This window comes from Ruegeria sp. J8, from assembly GCF_056531925.1.
The window spans coordinates 222,644-244,204 of the sequence record NZ_JBQFMR010000002.1 but is presented as its reverse complement, the minus strand read 5'-3'; the positions used below and the strand labels follow the sequence as shown (position 1 = coordinate 244,204).

The 21,561-nt window shown below is 59.0% G+C and carries 17 protein-coding genes; 13 read left to right on the top strand and 4 right to left on the bottom strand.

The window, feature by feature from the left end:
• Positions 1 to 44: 44 nt before the first annotated feature.
• From queA to ACR0L1_RS04670, 3 genes are all read left to right on the top strand, one after another.
• Positions 45 to 1,094, top strand: a complete 1,050-nt coding sequence (queA, locus tag ACR0L1_RS04680) for a tRNA preQ1(34) S-adenosylmethionine ribosyltransferase-isomerase QueA (RefSeq protein ID WP_480502540.1) — start codon at positions 45 to 47, stop codon at positions 1,092 to 1,094.
• Positions 1,095 to 1,203: 109 nt separating this feature from the next.
• Positions 1,204 to 2,475, top strand: a complete 1,272-nt coding sequence (locus ACR0L1_RS04675) for an MFS transporter (RefSeq protein ID WP_170788778.1) — start codon at positions 1,204 to 1,206, stop codon at positions 2,473 to 2,475.
• 109 nt (positions 2,476 to 2,584) lie between these two features.
• On the top strand, positions 2,585 to 3,160 hold the full coding sequence (locus ACR0L1_RS04670; protein ID WP_170782599.1) for a DUF924 family protein: 576 nt from the start codon (positions 2,585 to 2,587) through the stop codon (positions 3,158 to 3,160).
• On the opposite strand, the gene ACR0L1_RS04665 is transcribed toward ACR0L1_RS04670, so the two are convergent.
• Complete coding sequence (locus tag ACR0L1_RS04665) at positions 3,157 to 3,591, bottom strand: hypothetical protein (protein ID WP_480857413.1); 435 nt, start codon at positions 3,589 to 3,591, stop codon at positions 3,157 to 3,159. The genes ACR0L1_RS04670 and ACR0L1_RS04665 overlap by 4 nt on opposite strands.
• Positions 3,592 to 3,807: 216 nt before the next feature.
• On the opposite strand from ACR0L1_RS04665, the gene lpdA reads away from it, so the two are divergent.
• Complete coding sequence (gene lpdA / locus ACR0L1_RS04660; protein ID WP_480857411.1) at positions 3,808 to 5,202, top strand: dihydrolipoyl dehydrogenase; 1,395 nt, start codon at positions 3,808 to 3,810, stop codon at positions 5,200 to 5,202.
• Between the two features lie 133 nt (positions 5,203 to 5,335).
• Here the strand turns inward: lpdA and ACR0L1_RS04655 are convergent, their stop codons facing one another.
• Positions 5,336 to 6,721, bottom strand: a complete 1,386-nt coding sequence (locus tag ACR0L1_RS04655) for a dipeptidase (protein ID WP_480857410.1) — start codon at positions 6,719 to 6,721, stop codon at positions 5,336 to 5,338.
• Between the two features lie 314 nt (positions 6,722 to 7,035).
• Here ACR0L1_RS04655 and hemA point away from each other — a divergent pair, with 314 nt between their 5' ends.
• The 4 genes from hemA (at position 7,036) to ACR0L1_RS04635 (ending at position 11,559) form a co-directional block, all read left to right on the top strand.
• The gene (gene hemA, locus ACR0L1_RS04650) at positions 7,036 to 8,259 is read left to right on the top strand and encodes a 5-aminolevulinate synthase (RefSeq protein ID WP_480857408.1); all 1,224 of its coding nucleotides are present in this window, start codon (positions 7,036 to 7,038) and stop codon (positions 8,257 to 8,259) included.
• 126 nt (positions 8,260 to 8,385) lie between these two features.
• Complete coding sequence (locus ACR0L1_RS04645) at positions 8,386 to 9,600, top strand: helix-turn-helix domain-containing protein (protein ID WP_170788774.1); 1,215 nt, start codon at positions 8,386 to 8,388, stop codon at positions 9,598 to 9,600.
• A gap of 72 nt (positions 9,601 to 9,672) precedes the next feature.
• The gene (gene ispG, locus ACR0L1_RS04640; RefSeq protein WP_170782593.1) at positions 9,673 to 10,794 is read left to right on the top strand and encodes a flavodoxin-dependent (E)-4-hydroxy-3-methylbut-2-enyl-diphosphate synthase; all 1,122 of its coding nucleotides are present in this window, start codon (positions 9,673 to 9,675) and stop codon (positions 10,792 to 10,794) included.
• A gap of 96 nt (positions 10,795 to 10,890) precedes the next feature.
• Entirely contained in the window at positions 10,891 to 11,559 is a 669-nt protein-coding gene (locus tag ACR0L1_RS04635) for a DUF1194 domain-containing protein (RefSeq protein ID WP_170782592.1), read from the top strand.
• A gap of 42 nt (positions 11,560 to 11,601) precedes the next feature.
• Here ACR0L1_RS04635 and ACR0L1_RS04630 read toward each other — a convergent pair whose 3' ends face one another.
• A complete protein-coding gene (locus ACR0L1_RS04630) occupies positions 11,602 to 12,360 on the bottom strand; it encodes a DsbA family protein (protein WP_480857405.1) in 759 nt (252 codons plus the stop codon).
• A complete protein-coding gene (locus ACR0L1_RS04625; RefSeq protein ID WP_170782590.1) occupies positions 12,357 to 13,739 on the bottom strand; it encodes a M48 family metalloprotease in 1,383 nt (460 codons plus the stop codon). The genes ACR0L1_RS04630 and ACR0L1_RS04625 overlap by 4 nt, the downstream gene beginning before the upstream one ends.
• Here ACR0L1_RS04625 and ACR0L1_RS04620 point away from each other — a divergent pair.
• The 5 genes from ACR0L1_RS04620 to ACR0L1_RS04600 all read left to right on the top strand — a co-directional run bounded on the left by ACR0L1_RS04620 (position 13,738) and on the right by ACR0L1_RS04600 (position 21,557).
• Positions 13,738 to 14,892: a pyridoxal phosphate-dependent aminotransferase gene (locus ACR0L1_RS04620; RefSeq protein WP_480857403.1), complete on the top strand. Its 1,155-nt coding sequence runs from the start codon at positions 13,738 to 13,740 to the stop codon at positions 14,890 to 14,892. The two genes, ACR0L1_RS04625 and ACR0L1_RS04620, sit on opposite strands and share 2 nt — an antisense overlap.
• Positions 14,893 to 14,958: 66 nt before the next feature.
• Positions 14,959 to 16,179, top strand: coding sequence for an N-acetylmuramoyl-L-alanine amidase (locus tag ACR0L1_RS04615; RefSeq protein WP_480502533.1), 1,221 nt, complete (start codon positions 14,959 to 14,961; stop codon positions 16,177 to 16,179).
• Between the two features lie 95 nt (positions 16,180 to 16,274).
• Positions 16,275 to 18,761, top strand: a complete 2,487-nt coding sequence (locus tag ACR0L1_RS04610) for a penicillin-binding protein 1A (RefSeq protein WP_480857401.1) — start codon at positions 16,275 to 16,277, stop codon at positions 18,759 to 18,761.
• A 90-nt stretch (positions 18,762 to 18,851) separates the two neighbouring features.
• Positions 18,852 to 19,976 carry a peptide chain release factor 2 gene (prfB, locus tag ACR0L1_RS04605; RefSeq protein WP_170774573.1) on the top strand — a complete coding sequence of 375 codons (1,125 nt, stop codon included), beginning with the start codon at positions 18,852 to 18,854 and terminating at the stop codon, positions 19,974 to 19,976.
• 186 nt (positions 19,977 to 20,162) lie between these two features.
• A complete protein-coding gene (locus ACR0L1_RS04600; protein ID WP_480857813.1) occupies positions 20,163 to 21,557 on the top strand; it encodes an amidase in 1,395 nt (464 codons plus the stop codon).
• Positions 21,558 to 21,561: the final 4 nt, after the last annotated feature.

Below are 21,561 nucleotides of genomic sequence, written 5' to 3'. Positions count from 1 at the left end.
ATTGGGTTGTTGCTGAATCCAGCGGGGCCTTGTAATGCGCCCGCATGAAACTCAGCGATTTTGATTTCCATCTACCCGAAGACCTGATTGCCACGCGGCCCGCGACCCCTCGGTCGTCGGCGCGTTTGTTGGTTGCGCACGGCAATGCCATTTCGGATGCGCATGTGTTCGATCTTCCCGGCTGGTTGCGGGCCGGGGATCGCCTTGTCCTGAACGACACACGCGTCATTCCCGCCCGACTGAATGGTCGCCGCCACCGCAACAGCGCGCAGGGGCCGGTCTCGGCCGCGATCGAGGCCACCTTGTTGGAGCCGCAGGCGGATGGCACGTGGACCGCGCTGATCAAACCGTTGAAAAAGGTCAAACCGGGCGAGGATATCCGGTTCTCGGACGACCTCAGCGCGACGCTGGACCGGGTCGAAGAGGGGCAGGCCTATCTGCGGTTCAACCTGACGGGTGAGGATTTCGATGCCGCGCTTGAACAGGCCGGGGCGATGCCTTTGCCGCCCTATATCGCCGCCAAGCGCCCGGCGGATGAGCAGGACAAGACTGATTACCAGACCATCTGGGCGCGTAATTCTGGCGCGGTCGCAGCCCCGACCGCATCACTGCACTTCGACACCGCGCTGATGCAGGCCCTTGAAGCGCGTCGCGTGGAGTTCAGCCATGTCACTTTGCATGTCGGCGCGGGCACCTTCCTGCCGGTCAAGGTCGAGGATGTGACAACCCACAAGATGCACGCCGAATGGGGTCGTGTCAGCGAAGAGGCCGCGCAGCAGATACGCGCCACCAAGGCTGCCGGAGGCCGCGTGATCCCGGTGGGTACCACCGCCTTGCGCCTGATCGAGAGCGCCGCGCGCAGCGGAGAAATCGCGCCGTGGGAAGGCGAGACCGACATTTTCATCTATCCCGGTTTCCAGTTCCACGTCACCGATGCGCTAATGACAAACTTCCACCTGCCGAAATCCACTTTGCTGATGCTGGTCTCGGCACTGATGGGGCAGGACAGGATTCACGATGTTTATGCTCATGCAATTGAACAGAAATATCGGTTCTTCTCATACGGCGATGCATCGCTTTTGATCCCGGAATAAGTCGCGTGTCGGGATCAAAACATGGTAATGTCGTAGACAAGCACGACCCAAGCCGCTTTTCATCTGAAACTGATCGAAACTGTCAAACCGCTTCAACTCGGAGGCCCCAATGATTCAGGTCCTTTCCAGCGCGTGGGCGCTTCTTCTTGGTATGGGCCTGCTTATGGTTGGCAACGGCCTGCAGGGTACAATTCTGGGCGTGCGGGGTGAGATCGAAGGGTTTTCAACCCTCGAGATGTCCTTTGTCATGTCCGCCTATTTCCTGGGTTTTCTGGGCGGCTCACGTCTTGCCCCCGAGATGATCCGCCGCGTGGGCCATGTAAGGGTCTTTGCGGCGCTGGCCTCTTTCATTTCAGCGGTGATGATCATGTATCCGCTGTTGACCAATGAAATCGCATGGATTTTGGGTCGTATGGTGATCGGGTTCTGCTTTTCCGGCGTTTACGTCACCGCTGAAAGCTGGCTCAACAATGCGGCCAATAACGAGAACCGAGGACAAGCGCTGTCACTTTACATGATTGTGCAGATGACGGGGATTATCGCTGCACAGGGGCTGGTTCTGATTGGTGATCCGTCAGGCTATGAAACCTTTGTCATCGCCTCGATCCTGGTGTCCGTATCATTTGCTCCGATCTTGCTGTCGATCTCTCCAACGCCCGCTTTTGACAGCACCAAACCAATGACCCTGCGCGAGTTGATGGGCAATTCACCTCTGGGCTGTATCGGCATGTTCCTTCTGGGGGGTGTGTTCTCGGCCCAGTTCGGCATGGCGGCCGTTTACGGCGCACGGGCTGGCCTGACACTGGTCGAGATATCGACCTTCGTCGCCGCGTTCTACGTGGGCGCCGTGCTGCTGCAATATCCGCTGGGTTGGTTTTCAGATCGGATGGACCGGCGCTTCCTGATCATGCTCGTGGCTCTGACCGGGGCGGGGGGCGCAGTTACGGCCATGCTGTTTGGGACGGTCTTTCCGATCCTGCTCGCCTCGGCCTTTGTGATTGGTGGCATGTCGAACCCGCTCTATTCGCTACTGATTGCCCATGCGAATGACTTTCTGGACAATGAAGATATGGCAGCGGCTTCGGGCGGTTTGGTGTTTATCAACGGTATGGGGGCAATCGCGGGTCCGCTGATCACCGGTTGGCTGATGGGCGACGCAATCTTTGGGCCTCCGGGCTTCTTCCTGATCATTGCCGCCCTGCTGGTGGCCCTGGCCGGATACGCCATGTACCGCATGACACAGCGCGCCGCTATTCCGGTGGATGAGACGGGCACTATGTCGCCGCTATATCCAACCGCCTCTCCGGTGGCGTTCGAGGTCGCGCAGGAAGTGGCCATCGAAGCCGCCGAGGCCGATCAGGATACGCAAGATGTTGCCTAAAACACGGAATTATTGCGCAAATGTTGCAATATGTTACTGTCATAAATCTGTAAAACGCCCTTAAATGACGTTACGTCCCTGGGGAGGCGAACAGACGGAGTATTGGGCAATGGCAGGGCCTGAAGACGTACTGAGTTTTTGGTTGGATGAAGTTGGTCCCAAAGGGTGGTATGAGCAGGATGAGGCGCTTGATGCCGAAATCCGCGAAAAATTCCTGACCACATGGGAACAGGCGTGCGAGGGCAAATTCTCGCTATGGCTGACCTATCCCAGCGGATCATTGGCTTACATCATCCTGATGGATCAATTCCCACGCAATATGTTCCGAGGCAGTGCTAAAGCTTTTGCATCGGACCGCGCCGCTCTGACGGCTGCGAAATGCGCGGTGGACAAGGGTTGGGACCTCAAGATCGACGAACCCGCACGGCAATTCTTTTATCTACCGATGATGCATTCGGAAAACTTGTGCGATCAGGAACGCTGCGTGCGGTTGATGTGTCAGAACATCAATTCGGACTCCAGCAATCTGCTGCACGCGCGGGCCCATCGTGAAGTGATCCGCCAGTTCGGTCGCTTCCCCTATCGGAACGAGGCTTTGTCGCGCCCCATGACCGCGCCCGAAGCCGCCTATGTGGACATGGGTGGCTACGGTGCAACGGTCCGTGAATTGCAGGCCGCGAACTAAGACGAAGGCACACAGCCACGAATGGCAATCACGCGGTCGGCGATTGCGTCGGCCGTCGTGTTTATAGTGGTATTAATTAAGTGGTCCGGCGATTCAGTGAGATCGGCGATACGCGCCTGTGACGTTTGCAGCTTGGTTTCAAGCTGGTCAAGCTTGGCCAAGGCCAACGATATTTGTGCGGCGACGGCGCTGTCTGCGACAACCGCCGCAGATTGGAATGACGACAATTCACTGCGCAGGGCGGTCAATTCGCCACGCACTCCCTTCACCTCTTCTTTCAGCGGAGCAACGATTTGAACCTTTTCCGTGAGGGTCGTCGTGACATCGTCAACCGTCGAGGCGAGCTTCCACCCCAGAAACAGGCACAGGGCCACCAGGATCAGGGTCGCGTTCAATAGGGCAAGCAACAGGTCAGTCAGCGTTCTGGCCATGGTCGAAACTTCCAATACAATACAATCAATGAGTGCCGGGCGGGCCCGACGTCTATGTTCTAGCCATTGTGTCTTGCGCGGTATAGGCTGAAAACAGCGTGTATCTTGTGCGCTGACCCTGCGTCGCTTTTGCCGCGGGACGATATTGTTGATGCATTTTTGAATTTAGTTTAATGGTAAACTAATCTCTGAAACGACCTGCGCCGAGAGGGAACAATGGCAGCACACTCTTTTGATCTGATCGTAATCGGCGCCGGGCCCGGCGGGTATGTAGCAGCAATTCGCGCATCGCAGCTCGGTCTGAAAACGGCCGTTGTCGAGCGTGAGCACCTGGGCGGTATCTGCCTGAACTGGGGCTGTATTCCAACAAAGGCGCTGCTGCGATCTTCAGAAGTGTTTCACCTTATGGAACGCGCCAAGGATTTTGGTCTGAAGGCCGACAAGATCGGGTATGATCTGGATGCGGTGGTTAAAAGGTCGCGCGGGGTTGCGGCGCAATTGTCAGGCGGCATTGGTCACCTGCTGAAAAAGAACAAAGTGACCGTTGTGATGGGCGAGGCAACGATCCCGGCCAAGGGCAAGGTCTCGGTCAAAACCGAAAAAGGGACCGAGGACCTGACGGCCAAAAACATCGTGCTAGCGACGGGCGCGCGTGCGCGCGAATTGCCTGGTCTTGAGGCAGATGGCGATCTGGTTTGGACCTACAAACATGCACTTCAACCGCCCCGGATGCCGAAAAAGCTGTTGGTGATTGGGTCAGGCGCAATTGGGATCGAATTTGCCAGCTTCTACAATACACTGGGCGCGGACACGACGGTGGTCGAGGTGATGGATCGGGTTCTGCCGGTCGAGGACGCCGAGATCAGCGCCTTTGCCAAAAAAGCCTTCACCAAGCAGGGCATGACCATCATGGAAAAAGCGATGGTCAAGCAGCTTGATCGCGGCAAGGGCAAAGTCACCGCGCATATCGAGGTGAAGGGCAAGGTCGAAAAGCACGATTTCGATACGGTCATCTCAGCTGTTGGTATTGTCGGTAACGTCGAGAATCTGGGGCTCGAGGCCTTAGGGGTGAAAATCGACCGTACCCACGTGGTTACAGATGAGTTCTGCCGGACCGGTGTCGAGGGGCTATATGCAATCGGGGACATCGCCGGCGCGCCCTGGCTGGCGCATAAAGCCAGTCATGAAGGCGTGATGGTCGCCGAACTGATCGCAGGTAAACACGCACACCCGGTCAAGCCCGAGAGCATTGCGGGTTGCACCTATTGTCAGCCGCAGGTCGCTTCGGTCGGGTATACAGAAGCCAAGGCCAAAGAACTGGGTTATGACATCAAAGTCGGCCGCTTCCCCTTCATCGGCAACGGCAAGGCTATTGCCCTGGGTGAGCCTGAGGGGATGATCAAAACGATCTTTGATGCCAAAACTGGCGAATTGTTGGGTGCGCACATGGTTGGCGCGGAAGTGACGGAAATGATTCAGGGCTATGTAGTCGGTCGTCAATTGGAGACCACGGAAGAAGATCTGATGAACACAGTTTTCCCGCACCCAACGCTGTCCGAGATGATGCATGAAAGTGTATTGGATGCCTATGGGCGCGTGATCCACATGTAAGGGAAGGGGGGGCTCTGCCCCCGCCGCGGCAAGCCGCGACTCCCCCGGGATATTTTTAGCCAGATGAAGCGGGGATCCTTCATTCATCTGGCCTTAAATATCCCGGAGCGCGAGGCAGACCCTCGCTTAACCCCTAGTTGCTCAGTGCGTCCAGGATACGGGCCCAGGACCGGATGCCTTTGTGGAAGCTCTTTACGTCGTATTTCTCGTTCGGCGAATGAATCGCATCGTCGTCATTGGCAAAACCGACAAGCATGGAATCCAGCCCCAATTCGGTGCTGAAATATCCGACGACCGGGATTGATCCTCCCATGCCGGTGAAGACAGCCTCGCGCCCCCATTCGTCCGATAGCGCGCCGCGTGCGGCCTCGAATTCGGGGCGATCCAGGTTCATCACCGATGCCGGGGCGCCTTCAAGGTCGTTATCCCATTCAACCGTTGCATCTGCCGAAAGGCGATCCTCCACATGTTTGCGGATTTTGTTGCGCAGATCGTCAGGGTCCATATCGCCAACAAGGCGGCAGGTGATCTTGCAATGGGCGCGCGAGGGGATCACCGTTTTGGACCCCGCACCGTTGTACCCGCCCCAAAGCCCGTTGACCTCAAGTGTCGGGCGCGCCCATTGTTGTTCAAGGGTGGAATAGCCCTTTTCGCCATGCGGTTGCGAATAGCCGACGGAGTTCAGATAGTCAGCTTCGTCGAAACCGCAGTCTTGCCATTGGCGCAACTGGTCAGCGGGAACCTCGTGGACGCCATCATAAAAGCCGTCGACTGCAACCCGACCGGTTTCGTCATCATAGAAAGAGGCAACAATCTTCGACAATTCTCGCAACGGGTTCAGACCCGGTCCCCCGTAGTGGCCCGAGTGCAGGTCGATCCGGGGGCCGACGATGGTGAATTCGTCCTTGAGCATCCCGCGCAGCTGAGACGCGATTGAAGGCACCCCACGCGACACCATCGAGGTATCGCAAACCAGGGCCAGATCGGCTTTCAACTCGGCCGCGTTTTCGCGCAGGAAGGGCACAAGTGAGGGCGAACCGGATTCCTCTTCGCCTTCGAAGAAAAAAGTAATGCTGCAAGGCAGGGTGCCGTGAACGGCTTTCCAGGCGCGGCAGGCCTCGACAAAAGTCATCAACTGTCCCTTATCGTCAGAGGATCCCCGCCCCCGGATGACGGGGCCGTTGTCGGTGTCTTCGATGGCCGGGTCGAACGGGTCGCGGTTCCACAGGTTCAGCGGGTCCACTGGCTGCACATCATAGTGCCCGTAAAACAGTATATGCGGCGCGTCGTTATCTTCTCCGATATGCCCAACGACCATCGGGTGGCCCGTGGTTTCGCGCTTTTCTGCCTGAATGCCGATGGTTTTCAGGTCGGCCACCAGCCAGTCCGCAGCTTGGCTGACTTGAGCGTCAAAAGCCGGGTCAGTCGAAATCGAAGGGATGCGCAGCAATTCCATCAACCGGTCGATTGAGGTTTGCAGATCGGCGTCGATACGGGTGAGAACTGCGTCAAGCGTCATGAGGGGGACTCCGGCCAAAAGGATTTCTGGCGGCACCCTAACAGGGCGATCCTTGCCGTCCAGTCCGTTTACTGTCAAAAAAGGCGCAATAACTGACGCATGCGACTGCCCCCCTGCGTCGTTTCCTCGCGTTTCTTGGACGTAAGTTTACTTGTCGGGTAGGATGTGAGGCGATATTTGATGCAAATCAAATAAGCATTCCCAGACTCACTTATATGGTGCGATCACTTGGGACCATATCGGCGTCGGATGAAAACGGGGTCGGGGAAGATGTTCGGTCAATGCGGATTGGCCGGGCTTTTAAGGAGAAACCGGTGGACTATACTGCTCAGCTCGATACCGCGATTGCCAGGCTGCACGACGAAGGACGCTACCGGACCTTCATCGACATCGAACGTCGCAACGGCCATTTCCCGCATGCGGTACACACGCGCCCGGACGGGTCCACACAGAACATCACCGTCTGGTGCGGCAATGACTACTTGGGCATGGGCCAGAACCCGGTTGTCCTGAACGCGATGCACGAAGCTGTGGATTCGGCAGGGGCCGGTTCGGGTGGCACGCGCAACATCTCGGGCACGACGGTTTACCACAAGCAGCTTGAGGCTGAACTGGCTGATCTGCATGGCAAAGAGGCGGCGTTGCTCTTCACCTCGGCCTATATTGCCAATGACGCAACGCTGAGCACGCTGCCCAAACTGTTTCCTGGTCTAATTATCTATTCGGATGCGCTGAACCACGCTTCGATGATCGAGGGCGTGCGCCGCAACGGTGGCGCCAAGCGGATCTTCCGTCATAACGACGTCGCTCATCTGCGCGAACTGCTGGAGGCTGACGATTCGGCCGCTCCCAAGCTGATCGCGTTTGAATCCGTCTATTCGATGGATGGCGATTTCGGCCCGATCGAAGAAATTTGCGATCTGGCAGATGAATTTGGTGCTCTGACCTACATTGATGAGGTTCATGCGGTTGGCATGTACGGCCCCCGCGGTGGCGGTGTGACCGAGCGGGATCGCCTTGCGCATCGGATCGACATTATCAACGGCACATTGGCCAAGGCTTTTGGTGTGATGGGCGGCTATATCGCGGCAAGTGCGAAAATGTGTGACGCTGTACGCTCTTATGCGCCGGGCTTCATCTTTACCACGTCGCTGCCGCCTGCCGTTGCTGCGGGTGCGGCGGCCTCGGTCGCTTATCTGAAGACAGCACCCGAACTGCGTGAGCAGCACCAAACACAGGCGAAAATCCTGAAGCTGCGGTTAAAGGGTCTGGGTCTGCCACTGATCGATCTTGGCAGCCACATTGTGCCGGTGATCGTTGGCAATCCTGTTCATACCAAAAAGCTCAGCGATATGCTGCTGGACGACTATGGAATCTACGTTCAGCCGATCAATTTCCCGACCGTTCCGCGCGGAACCGAGCGTTTGCGGTTCACTCCATCGCCGGTTCACGGGCCGGATGAAATGAACGCTCTGGTGCAGGCGATGGACGAACTTTGGTCACATTGTGCGCTAAATCGCGCCGAACTCGCCGGTTAACCTCACGCCAAAGTGTGCAACGCGTTCATAGCGTGTTAGGCTTAAGCTAACAAAAGTAGCAGACGAATCGGTAGGCATGATTCGGCTCTGGCGTGAAACACGCGTAGGCAGAATGGGGCAGCAGGAATGATTGGGCGCAGATCTCAGCGCGGATCGGATGAGGACAGTGACGTCCGGCCGAAAGGCTATGACGATTATGAGGTCCGACTTGGCGACATGATGCGCGGCGAACGCGCGACGATGGGCAAATCTCTTCTGGATGTTCAACGCGAACTGCGGATCAAAGCCACCTACATCGCAGCGATTGAAGAAGCGAACCCCGACGCTTTTGACACACCCGGCTTTATCGCCGGGTATGTGCGGTCTTATGCACGCTATCTGGGGATGAACCCGGATGAAACCTTTGCCGCCTTCTGCAAGGAAAGTGGGTTCGAAGTGGCCCATGGCATGTCTGCGCAAGCGTCGGTAGTGCGCAAGCCTATAGGCGGGCTGCCTGCCCGTGGCCCGATGGGCCATGATCCGTTCATGTCGCCCAATACACCCTATATTCCGGGAAAAGAACCGCTGGTCAGCCAGATCGATCCGCGTGCCATCGGCTCATCGCTGGTGTTGCTGGCTGTGATCTGCGGGATCGGCTATGGCGGCTGGTCGGTGCTGAACAGAATACAGCAGGTTCAGGTCAGCCCGGTTGAACAGGCGCCGGTCGTTTTGTCCGATCTTGATCCTCTGGATGTTGCCCGCGCAACAATATCGACTGAAACCACGGCTGAGATCGAACCACCCAGCGTCGAGGCGCTGGATCGTCTGTATCGCCCACAGGCGCTGGATGTACCGGTTCTGGTCGCGCGTGACGCTCCGATCTCGACCCTTGATCCGCGCACGGTCGGGACTTTCCTGCCGCCCGAGCCGCCTCAGATTGAAGTGGCCGAGGTGCATACTGTTGAACGCCCGGTGCTGCCACAAGTGGTCGAGCAACTGGACACCACGCTCAAGATCGTCGCGGTCAATCCGTCTTGGATGCGCGTGACAGCCGCAGATGGCAGCGTCATCTTCGAAGGCACGCTGGGCACGGTCGAGCAAGGTAACACGTTCGAGGTTCCGCTGACCGAAGAACCACCGCAACTGCGCGCAGGCGCGTCGGGGTCGGTCTATTTCTCGATGAACGGTGAACATTTCGGCCCGGTCGGTGCGCCGGGTACCGTGGCTAAAGGCGTGGTCCTGTCCAAGGATGCCGTGGCGGAAAACTACACGGTCGCCGATCTTGAAGCCGAGCAGAACAGCGCGCTCAAACGCTTGGTTGCCGAACTTCAGGCACAGGAACCCGTTGCCGGGTCCGAGTGATCTAGCCATTGCGATAGTGGGTTAAGCAAACTATCTAGAGGCGCAACTCTGGCTGTCTTGGACCCGACCCTCATGTCCCTCAATCACGTGCGCCCGTGGCGAAACATCTATCGCCGCAAATCCCGTCAGATCATGGTTGGCGACGTTGCCATCGGGGGCGATGCGCCAATTGCAGTTCAGACCATGACCAACACGCTGACCACGGATGTGGCCGCGACGGTAGCGCAGGTGCAGGCCGCAGCTGAGGCGGGGGCGGATATTGTGCGGGTCTCGGTCCCGGATGAGGCGTCGTCAAAGGCACTGAAAGAGATCGTGCGCGAAAGCCCTGTACCGATCGTGGCCGATATCCATTTCCACTATAAACGCGGCATCGAGGCTGCTGAGGCAGGCGCTGCCTGCCTGCGGATCAATCCGGGCAATATCGGCGACGAAAAGCGGGTGCAGGAGGTGATCAAGGCCGCCCGCGACCACAATTGTTCGATCCGGATCGGGGTCAATGCGGGGTCGCTGGAAAAGCACCTGCTTGAGAAATATGGTGAGCCATGCCCCGAGGCAATGGTCGAAAGCGGGCTCGAACATATCCGCATTCTGGAAGACAACGACTTTCACAACTTCAAGATCAGCGTGAAGGCCAGTGACGTGTTCCTGTCGGCTGCGGCCTATCAGGGGATTGCCGAGGCCACAGATGCTCCCATCCATTTGGGTATCACCGAGGCCGGAGGACTGGTCAGCGGCACCATCAAATCCGCCATTGGGCTGGGCAATCTGCTGTGGATGGGGATCGGCGATACGATCCGCGTCAGCCTATCCGCGGACCCGGTGGAAGAAGTCAAGGTGGGCTATGAGATCCTGAAGTCACTGGGCCTGCGCCATCGCGGTGTGAATATCATCTCATGCCCGTCCTGCGCGCGGCAGGGCTTTGACGTGATTAAGACGGTCGAAGCGCTGGAGCAGCGACTGGAGCATATCAAGACGCCGATGAGCCTGTCGATCATCGGCTGCGTCGTGAATGGCCCCGGTGAGGCGCTGATGACTGACGTTGGCTTTACCGGCGGCGGTGCGGGCTCGGGTATGGTCTATCTAGCGGGCAAGGCCAGCCACAAGATGTCCAACGATCAGATGATCGACCACATCGTTGAACAAGTCGAAAAGAAAGCGGCTGAACTGGACGCAGCGGCCGAGGCTGCGGAATAACCCAACAAGCGCGCGGTTCCGGGGAGGGATGTGTTCTCGACAGGGTGAACCGGTCTGTGTTGACAGGTCCCGCCGTTCTGGGGCCAAGTCGGGCCTATGAAGGCTACACTCGTCCTTGTTCTGCTAATGTGGACCGCTCCCATCGGCGCGGCGCGCGCGTGTGAATTGGCATTGGCTTTTGCGTTGGATGTGTCGGGCAGCGTCGATGAGGCCGAACATCAGTTGCAACGCGATGGCGTCGCCGCTGCCTTGCTGGACCCTGACGTTGTAACGGCGATTTCGGCCCAACCCGGTGGCGTGGCCCTGATGGTGTATGAGTGGTCAGACTCGCGCCAGCAGACGCAGATTTCGGCCTGGCGTCTGGTCAAAGGGGTGGCAGGGTTGAAATCGATCGCTGCCGAGGTTCTGGCGGCCCCTCGAAGTGCAACGGGTGGAACCGGCATAGGCCCGGCGGTCGCGTTCGGAGCGTTGATGTTCGACTATGGGCCCGATTGCCGTCGGCGCGTCATAGATGTGTCAGGGGACGGCAAACACAATAACGGCTTTCGCCCCCATGTCGCGCGCGAGATGCAGGTGATGCAAGGTGTCACCGTGAATGCGCTGGTGATCGAGGGGGCAGAGCCCGAGGTGCTGGCCTACTACGTCGAGCACGTCATTTCAGGACAGGGCGCTTTTGTGGAAATTGCGGCGGGGTATGAGGACTATGCCGCGGCCCTTCGGCGAAAATTGCTGCGTGAAATTCCGATGGCTGTAGCCGATCGGTAAGGGATAGGGCGGCGCACTATTGCGCGCCGCCTGTGTTTAAACTTAGCCTTGTTCAGCCCGCACGGCGTCTGCAATTTGCAGCATCTGGTCGGCAGTCAGATAGCCGCGCAGCATTTCGGTGCCAAGAACGAAGGACGGTGTGCCTTGGATTTGCATCCGCCGCGCCAATTCGCGGGTCTGGTTGATCTCATCGGTCACACGATCGCTGTCCATCGCTGCCAAAATGGCATCGCTATCCAGCCCCAGACCATCCGACAAACGGCGCAGAGAAACCTCGTTCGGCTCACCAGCAAAGTCCAGCAGAGCGTCGTGCACCAGCTTATAAGCGTCATCGCCCGCCACATGCTTGGTGGCCACGGCAAAGCGGGAAGAGACCACCGAGGCTTCGCCCAGGATCGGGAATTCCTTGATCACCAGACGGATATTGCCGTCTTCGGACAACAGCTCGGCCACTTCGGGGACGGCCCGGCGGCAATAGCCGCAGCGGTAGTCCATGAATTCGACCAGCGTGATGTCGCCATCGGGATTGCCACCCACCCAGCTGTAGCCATCATTGAACAACTCGTCGGCATTGACTGCGACCAGTTCTTGATCCGCGGCGGCCTCGGCCTGAGCGTTGCGTTGTTCAAGGATGTTGATCGCTTCGATGATGACCTCGGGGTTTTCCAGAAGATAGGCACGTACCTGCGCGCCGAACTGCTCTCTCTCGGCATCGCTCATGGTGTTGAGGTCCAACGCCTGCGCCGGGGCGGCAAGCAGGGAAAGCCCCAGAAGGGCCGGTGCAGCATGTCTGAGGATCATTTCCGTTTCCTTTTCGATTTCTTTGCGTTTTCCGAGGCAATCAGCACATCCTGTGCCCGTTGCCAACCTGTTGAACCCTCGGGTAGTTGCCCGAGAGCGCGTCTTGCGTGAATACCTGCATCGGTAAGCTTGCCTTGCAAGGCATATCTTTCCGCCGTAACGACTGAGGCCATGCCAGTGTTGCCGACCCGCGCATATGCCACGCTCAGATCTCGCAGAGAGCCAGTGTTGCGATGGTCGCGGGCGCGTGCCTTTTCAAGCACTTGCAGGGCGTCTTTCGTCCGATCCTGTGCTAAAAGCGCGCGACCGTAGCCTGCAAGGATCAAGGCGTTGTTTGGTGCCATCTCCATCGCGTGACCATAGGCCGCAACGGCCTCGGGCAACTGACGGTTTTCCAGCAGGATCTGGCCTTTCAGTTCATAGTAATAAGGATCGTCGGGGCGAATGGCCAAGGCGCCGTCAATGGCGCCCCTCGCCTCCGCAAGATTGCGGTTCTGGTGATGGGCCGCCGCCTCGCGCATCAGGCGAATGTCTTGCGCGGTTTCCTCTTTCGCGCGTCGCAATGTCCACGAGGGCGCGCGCAGAAAGGCGGATAACTTTCCTTTCACGCGGGCAAACCAATATTCTGCCTGCGCGTTGGGGACCGCAGACGCGCCAAATTCCCCTAAAAACGTCTGGGCCGCGCGCAGACGATCGCGGTTGGTGGGGTGCGAGCGCATATAGGGGTCCTGATTGGCCTCGCTCAGCAGCTCCTGACCCACGAATTTCTGGTGCAGGGCAACCATCCCGCTGGGTGAAATACCTGCCCATCGCAGATAGCTTGCTGCGCTGCGGTCGGCCGAGGATTCCTCGGCCCGTGTGTGCCCCAGAAAACTGCGCAAGGCCGAGCTCGAGGTGCCCGCAGCGATACCTGCCGCTGCTTCACCACCTCCGGCGACGGCAACGGCCAGCGCAAGCGCTGTTCCCAACCCGGCATTGCGTTTGGCGGCTTTCAGGTTTTCGAACCGGCGGGCGAGATGGCCGTTGGCAATATGGGCGGCCTCATGCGCGATCACCGCTTGCAGCATCTCAGGGGTGTCCACGGACAGGATCAGGCCGTAGTTCAGATAGATCGCGTTGTTGTCGATAACGAAGGCATTGAATGTGCTGTCATAAACGACCAGAATTTGCACCCGATTGGTGTTCAGCCCGGCGGCCCGCAGCACAGGAAAGGCCAGTTCACGTAGGCCGTTTTCGATGTCGGGGTCGCGGATCAAGCTTTGCGCATTGGTTTGAGCTGCGCTGACGAACCAAGTCATCACACATAGAAACAGGGCCGGGATTGACGCCAGCCTGGATACACGCTCAAAAGCCATACAAGCAACATGGGAGATGGGCATGAGAAACTCAACCCGGTCCGGCGTCGATCCGTTTATTGTGATGGACGTGATGGAGGCCGCACGAAAGGCCGAAGAGGCGGGTCGCCACATCATCCATATGGAGGTCGGCCAGCCCGGAACCGGAGCCCCCAAGGGCGCGACCGAAGCACTGGCGAAGGCCATGCAGGACAGCCCTTTGGGTTATACTGTGGCGCTTGGAATGCCCGCGCTGCGACAGCGGATCGCGCAGCTTTATGGTGCATGGTACAATGTCGATCTAGATCCCAATCGAGTTGTCGTGACGCCGGGCTCTTCGGGCGCGTTTCTGCTGGCGTTCACGGCCCTGTTCGACAGCGGCGACCGCGTCGGAATCGGCGCTCCGGGCTACCCGTCTTATCGTCAGATCCTAAAGGCTCTGGGCTTGGTTCCGGTTGATTTGCCAACCGCGCCTGAAAACCGATTGCAGCCTGTGCCTGCGGACTTCGCCGGGCTCGATCTGCAAGGGCTGATGGTGGCCTCTCCTGCAAACCCGACCGGCACCATGCTGGACCACGCAGCAATGGGCGCGCTGATCGAAGCGGCGCAGGGGCAGGGCGCGTCCTTCATCAGCGACGAGATTTACCATGGGCTGGAATATGAGGCCAAAGCCGTCACCGCGCTGGAGCTGACGGATGAATGCTATGTGATCAACTCGTTTTCCAAGTATTTTTCGATGACTGGCTGGCGCGTCGGCTGGATGGTCGTGCCCGAGGGTCAGGTGCGTGTGGTTGAGCGGATCGCCCAGAACATGTTCATTTGCGCGCCGCATGCCAGTCAGGTGGCGGCTCTGGCGGCGATGGAATGCGAGGATGAGTTGCAAGCCAATCTGGACGTCTACCGCCAGAACCGCGCTTTGATGCTGGAAGGTCTGCCCAAGGCCGGGTTCACCAATATCGCACCACCGGACGGGGCGTTTTACGTCTATGCCGATGTATCCGACCTAACCGACGACAGCCGCGCCTTTGCGGCCGAGATTTTGGACAAGGCCGGCGTGGCCGTCACGCCCGGTCTGGATTTCGATCCCGAACGCGGCCACGGCACCTTGCGCTTTTCCTATGCCCGCTCCACCTCTGATATCCGTGAGGGGCTGGACCGATTGCGCATCTTTATGACCGAGCGGGGCAATATGGGGTAGAGCGTTCACAAACCGGCGCGGCTGCGCTAGTCTGCTGGTCAAACGATCTCGGGATAACTTGAGGCCATGAGCAGGATTTTCTACGCCATAGTGCTGATCTGGGCGCTGACGGGGGCTGCGGTTGCGCATGAACTAAGCGCGCTGGCCCGTGTGTTGCCCGATGAAAGCCGCATCGTGGATGAGGGGCGCTCGGGCGTGCGGGTGCAACTTGGGCTCAGCCAAGGGGTTCCCTACCGTGTGTTCACGCTGCGCGACCCCTACCGGATGGTTCTGGACTTTCAGGAGGTCGATTGGACCGGGCTGAAAGATGCGGATTTCTTGCAGACGGATCGGATCAGTGGCGTGCAATTCGGGGGCTATGTCCCCGGATGGTCGCGCATGGTGTTGGACCTTGGCGCCCCCTTGGCGGTCGAGAGCGCTAATTTGAGGATCGACGAGGCAACGGGTACGGCGGCCCTGACGCTTGACTTGAAGGGAACCGATTTCGATACGTTTGTTGCCAGCGCCGGAGCACCCCGCCAGCCAGGCTGGGACTTGCCCGAACCCTCGGTAAATGCGCCAGATCACGAGGCAGATGGCCCGCGCCCGCTGCGGGTGATGCTGGACCCCGGCCATGGCGGCATTGATCCCGGTGCCGAGGTGAACGGGCTGGACGAAAAGACCCTGATGCTGACCTTCGCCCGCGAGTTGCGCGAAGTTTTGTTGCGCACAGGGGGCTATGAGATCGTTCTGACCCGGACCGATGATCATTTCGTGTCGCTAGAGCGCCGTATCGCGCTGGCCCACCGGGCCGGGGTGGATGTGTTCATCTCGCTGCATGCGGATATCCTGTCGGAAGGGCGCGCTCATGGAGCGGCGGTCTATACCCTATCGGAGGAGGCTTCGGACGTGGCTAGCCACAAACTGGCCGAGCGGCATGACCGGGGTGATCTGATCTCGGGGATCGACCTCAGCGGGGCCGACGATCAGGTCGCCGATGTTCTTCTGGACCTGGCGCGTCAGGAAACCAAACCGCGCACCGATGCGCTGGCCGCAGCGCTGGCCAATGGCATGACGCAGCAGGGCGGGCCGATGAACAACCACCCGATCCGCACCGCTTCGTTTTCCGTTCTCAAAGCAGCTGACATCCCTTCGGTTTTGATCGAGCTTGGCTTTCTGTCCAGTCCCAGAGACTGGAAAAACATCAATAATCCAGAGTGGCGCTTGGGTATGGCACATGGCATCCGCGACGGGCTTGAAGTCTGGCGTCAGCAGGATGTGATCCGCCGATCCCTGATTGGCCAGTGACCCTACGGCGCAAAACGGCTAATATGGGGCATCGTGTTTTGACCCAACGCGCGGCCGTCCCTATATAGGCGGCACCGCGAGCAAAAGGCAGTGACGTGATCCGTTTCATATTTTCGATCTTTGGGGCGATCTTCAGCCTCGTGACCCTTGGGTTTTTCATGGCCGCGCTGGTGATTGGCGCGATCTTCTGGATGTATGGGCGCGACCTGCCCAGCCATGAATCACTTGCGCAGTATAAACCACCCACGATTAGCCGGATCTATTCGGGTGAGGGTCAGTTGATCGACGAATTCGCGCAGGAACGCCGCCTGTTCACGCCTTCAGAAGAAATCCCTGATCTGGTGAAACAGGCCTTTATCTCGGCCGAGGACAAGAACTTTTACACGCACCAAGGCTATGACCCGCGCGGGATCATCGCAGCTGGCGTTGAGGCGGTGAAATCCAAGGGTGAAAACGTGCGTGGTGCTTCGACCATCACCCAACAGGTGATGAAGAACTTCCTGCTGTCCGGCGACCGTCGCGCCGAGCGCAAGATCAAGGAGATTATCCTCGCCACCCGACTTGAGGATACGCTGGACAAGGAACAGATCCTGGAACTCTATATGAACGAGATTTTTCTGGGGCAGAACTCGTATGGTGTGACGGCGGCTGCGCAGACCTATTTCAACAAGACACTGCAGGAACTGGCCCCGCATGAGGCGGCGACCTTGGCGGCGATGCCCAAGGCGCCTTCAGACTACCACCCGGTGCGCGAGAAAGAGCGCCTGCTGGCGCGACGTAACTATGTGCTGCGCGAGATGAATCAGAACGGATACCTCGACTTGGCCACCTATGAGGCCGAGGTGGCGCAACCGCTGCGATCGGTCCAAAACGGCGATTTCGAAAGCTTCCGTACCGCATTGCCGCCGCGTGACTATTTCACCGACGAAATCCGTCGTCAGCTGAGCGAGGATTTCGGTGAGGGTGAGTTCTTTACCGGTGGCTTCACCGTCCGCGCCTCGGTGGATGAGGAAATGCAAGTCGAGGCCGCCAAGGCCCTGCGCACGGCGCTGCAGAAATACGACCGATCACGTGGGAAATGGCGCGGTACGGGTGAGGTGATTGCCGAAGATGCCCTGGCAGACGAAGCGCAATGGCGCGAGGCGCTGGCGATCATGGAAATCCCCCGCGACGTGCAACTGCCGACGCAATGGTATCCGGCCGTTGTGCTGAACGTAGCCGATCAGTCCCTGACCGTGGGTATCGAGGACGGCCCGGCTGACGGCATCGTTCCTCGCTCTGACATCCAGTGGATGCAAGGTAACTTCTTTGACAACTTCAAGCGCGGCGACGTCATTCTGGTAATGGCCGGGGAAGAGGGCCAGTGGTCCGCCCGTCAGGTGCCCGAAGTGCAGGGTGGCTTTGTTGCGATGGACGTAAACTCGGGCCGTGTTCTAGCAATGCAGGGCGGGTTCTCGTATCAGGATTCGGTGTTCAACCGCGCCACGCAGGCTCAGCGCCAGCCGGGATCGAGCTTTAAACCCTTCGTCTATGCCGCGGCGCTGGACAGTGGCTATAGCCCTGCCACCATCGTTGTGGATGCCCCAATTGAGGTGAACACGCCGCAAGGTCTGTGGCGGCCCAAGAACTCGTCGAACAAATTCTACGGTCCGACGCCCTTGCGGACCGGGATTGAACAGTCGCGGAACCTGATGACCATTCGTCTGGCACAAGAAGTCACGATGCCGGTGGTCGCGGGCTATGCCGAACGGTTCGGGGTCTATGACCGCATGGGGGCGTTTCTTGCGAACTCGCTGGGGTCCGAAGAGACGACGCTCTATAAGATGGTCGCAGCCTATGCGATGTTTGCCAATGGCGGCGAGCGGGTCGAACCCACTCTGGTTGACCGCATTCAGGACCGGTTCGGCAAGACGATCTACCGGCACGACGACCGGGAATGTCTGGACTGCAACTCGGCCTGGTTGGAGCCGGACGAGTCGCCGACCATCGTCACTGACCGTTGGCAGGTCATGGATGCGATCACCGCCTATCAGCTGACCTCGATGATGAAGGGTGTGGTGGATCGTGGAACGGCGTCGTCTTTTGTGAACCTGCCTGTGCCGACCGCCGGCAAGACCGGCACCACCAACGATTCGAAGGATGCGTGGTTTATCGGCTTTACCTCGAACATCGTGGCGGGCTGCTATATCGGTTACGACCGCCCGCGTCCCATGGGGCGGGGAGCCTATGGCGGCACCATGTGCGGCCCGGTTTTCCAAAGCTTTATGGAAACCGCGACCGAGAAATATGGCGGCGGTCCTTTCGAGGTTCCAGAGGGTGGTCATTTCATCAAGATTGACCGGTTCAGCGGCGCGCGCCTGCCACCGGAGGCGACCGGTGACTATGTGGTGGCCGAGTATTTCCGCGATGGTGTCGATGGGTTTATCGACCGTGTCTATGACGGTGGATTTGCGATGGGATCGGATCTGCCTTTGTTTGAAGAGGCCAGCTCGGGTCGTCAGGTGACAACCTCGACCGGGAACACCGTCACCGTCGGACCCAACGCCAGCCAGGGCGATGTGGCAACTGGCGGTCTTTACTGACACCTGATTGGTTTGCGGCCTCCGCTGTCTTGTGGTGGCCCCAACCTCTTGCTATCACGCAAGCCTGATTGAGCAAGTTGGGACCTGACCATGCGCGCCGAAACCCAGAATATCGTGGCGGAAATCGAAAAGTCGCTAGAGCTGCTGGCGCAGCGCATGGACTATGAGACCGCACCTCATCGTCTTGAGGAATTCAACGCGCGTGTTGAAGATCCGAACTTGTGGGACAATCCCGAGAATGCACAGAAGCTGATGCGCGAGCGGCAGATGCTGGTCGATGCGATTGAGACCTATGAAACCATCAAGACCGATCTGAGTGACAATATCGAGTTGATCGAACTGGGCGAGATGGAAGAGGACGAAGAGGTCGTTACCGACGCCGAGGGCGCGATCAAGGCGCTGCAGGCCAAGGCCGCCAAGAAAGAACTAGAAGCCCTGCTGGACGGCGAAGCCGACAGCAACGATACCTTCCTTGAGATCAACTCGGGCGCGGGTGGGACGGAAAGCTGTGACTGGGCCTCAATGCTGGCGCGAATGTATGTGCGTTGGGCTGAGAAGAAGGGTTACACCGTCGAGCTGCAATCCGAGACCGCGGGCGAAGAGGCGGGGATCAAATCTGCGGCCTATAAGATTTCGGGTCACAACGCGTATGGCTGGTTGAAGTCGGAAAGCGGCGTACACCGGCTGGTTCGGATTTCGCCTTATGATTCGGCGGCCAAGCGACACACGTCCTTTAGCTCGGTCTGGGTCTATCCGGTGGTCGATGACAATATCGAGATCGAGGTGAACCCGGCGGATATTCGGATTGATACCTATCGGTCATCCGGCGCGGGTGGTCAGCACGTGAACACCACGGACTCGGCGGTGCGGATCACGCACATCCCGACCGGAATCGTTGTGACCAGTTCCGAGAAATCGCAGCACCAGAACCGGGACATCGCCATGAAGGCGCTGAAATCGCGCCTCTACCAGCAAGAGTTGGACCGCCGGAACGCGGATATCAACGCCGCGCATGAGGCCAAGGGTGATGCGGGTTGGGGCAACCAGATCCGGTCTTACGTGTTGCAACCGTATCAAATGGTGAAGGATTTGCGGACCAACCATGAGACCTCGGACACAAAGGGCGTGTTGGATGGGGATCTGGACGGGTTCATGGCGGCGACTTTGGCGCTGGATGTGGCTGGCAAGTCCCGGTCCGAAGCGCAAGGTGAATAAGTCTGGCAGGGGGCTCTGCCCCCGCCGCGCGTGCGCGCGACTCCCCCGGGATATTTTGGGCCAGATGAAGGGGATCCTTGCGCGGCGGTGGACCGGAAAAGATACATTTAAACAGTGGGTTTAAATGGTGCGGCGGGGTCGTTAGGCTGATCGTATTGACGCGATATGACTGCCGATGGGACCGGGATGGAACTGAGCCAAATCACCGCAACTGAACTTTTGGGCGCAATGGCATCGGGGCAGGTCTCGGCTGCGGATGTCATGCGGTTGACGCTGGAGCGGATCGGGGCGGTCAATGGCCGATTGAACGCCATCGTGGCGCTGCGGGATGAGGCCGAATTGATGGCCGAGGCGCGGGCGATGGATGAAGGTCCGCGACGGGGCCCGCTGCATGGGTTGCCGATGGCGGTCAAGGATCTGGTCAATGTGGCCGGGATGGCCTCGACCCAAGGCTCGCCGCTGTTTGCAGGGCATGTACCGGAGGCTGACGATCTGATCGCGGCACGGTTGCGGGCGGCGGGGGCCATTCTGATCGGCAAGACCAATACGCCGGAATTCGGTTTGGGGTCGCACACGTTCAACCCGGTCTATGGGGCGACGCGCAACCCATATGATGCTGAGCGTAGCTGCGGAGGTTCCTCTGGCGGAGCCGCAGTGGCCTTGGCTTCGGGGATGCTGGCGCTGGCGGATGGGTCAGACATGATGGGCAGCTTGCGCAACCCAGCGGCCTGGAACAATGTTTATGGGTTTCGACCAAGCTGGGGCCGCGTTCCGTCTCAACCCGAAGGGGACGGGTATTTGCATCAGTTGTCGACTCTGGGGCCTATGGCACGCAGCCCTGAGGACTTGGGCGTGTTGCTGGACGTGATCTCAGGGCCGGACGCGGGACAGCCGTTATCTGCGGCTTGCACGCCGGTTTCACGGGTCAGACCCGCCGATATGCGCGGCCTGCGGATTGGTTGGTTGGCGGATTGGGGCGGTGCCTTTCCGTTTGAAGACGGAATTTTGGATCAATGCGCGCAGGCCCTTGCGGTGTTTTCGGATCTGGGCGCGCAAGTGGAACCACTTGCGCCGCCATTCGAAGCGGAATTGATGTGGGATAGTTGGGTGACGCTACGCGCCTGGAGCGTGGCCGCCGGGTTGAGGCCTTTGACTGAACACCGCTCAAAGCTGAAAGACACCGCGCAGTGGGAGCTGGATCGGGGCTTGGCCTTGACGGCGATGCAGGTGCATCGCGCCAGCGTCATTCGCTCGGACTGGTATCGCAAGGCCGCAGAGGTGTTCGTTGATTATGACATGTTGGTGCTGCCATCTGCGCAAGTCTGGCCGTTTGAGCTGGACACGCCGTTCCCAACAGAAATCGCAGGGGTGAAGATGGACACCTATCATCGCTGGATGCAGGTCATGGTGCCTGTCAGTCTGATTGGTCTGCCTGCCTTGTCCGTGCCCGTCGGGTTCGGGGCCGAGGGGCTGCCGATGGGGATGCAGCTTTTTGGAGCCAAAGGGGCCGATGGGCAGGTTCTGTCCATTGGGGCGGCGTATCATGAGGTCACGCGTTGGCCGCAGAAAAGACCGGCCTGATAGA